General features: G+C 31.2%; 1 protein-coding gene. It reads left to right on the top strand.

Annotation, left to right across the window (positions count from 1 at the left end):
• The first annotated feature begins 91 nt into the window (after positions 1-91).
• Complete coding sequence (locus PVK62_RS17415) at positions 92-682, top strand: hypothetical protein (RefSeq protein WP_274445640.1); 591 nt, start codon at positions 92-94, stop codon at positions 680-682.
• Positions 683-772: the final 90 nt, after the last annotated feature.

A 772-nucleotide genomic window follows, 5' to 3' on the forward strand; every position in this document is an offset into this window, starting at 1 on the left:
ATGGTAGCAAACGTGTTATGCAGGCGTTATGTTCTAAAATTAGGTTGGCTTTTACAATAAATCATACGAATAATGTAGTTAAGGAGGGAATGTGAGTGAAATTTTAACAGCAGTATTTTCTGGAATTATAACTAAAATCTTAGGTGATAAATGGTCTTCAAATAAAGAATCTCGCAAAGCTAAAAATAATCTTCAATCTTATATAACGCATCTATCTGATGATATTGATGACGTTACTATTAATGCTTATGAACTTTGGGAAAACAGCTTTAAGTATACTGAATTTAAATTATATTTTAAGAATAGTCCGAAAATTTTAATCCCAAAGAATTTTGATGATAATCGCATACAAAAATATTTGGATGCATGCGGTGATGAACTTAATGAAAACCTACGTATTACTGTAAGTGCTTTGATCAGGCATATTGGTAAGTATCATTCTTTAAGAAATGAAATGGCTAATCTCGAATTTGAATTAGATGAGAGAAAATGTTATCTGCTTTACATCGAAACTCTTTATATCCGTAAATACATAATAACAATGGTAAATAGTTGGCCGAATGTTCCATTATTAACGGCAGATAATCATACTCATGAGTCTCTAACTGGATCGTTAAATCTTCCTGTAAATATTAACGATTTAACTTCAAAGGTAATTAGGGAGTTCGGGGTAAGAACATAACAATCGCATCAACACGATTTGCTACATTCGGCATTCTAGGTTTCTTTGGTTTTACCGTGTTAAGTGGTAAATTTAAGCTTAATTTGCATG

This window comes from Aliivibrio sp. S3MY1 (assembly GCF_028765575.1).
Lineage (GTDB): Bacteria > Pseudomonadota > Gammaproteobacteria > Enterobacterales > Vibrionaceae > Aliivibrio.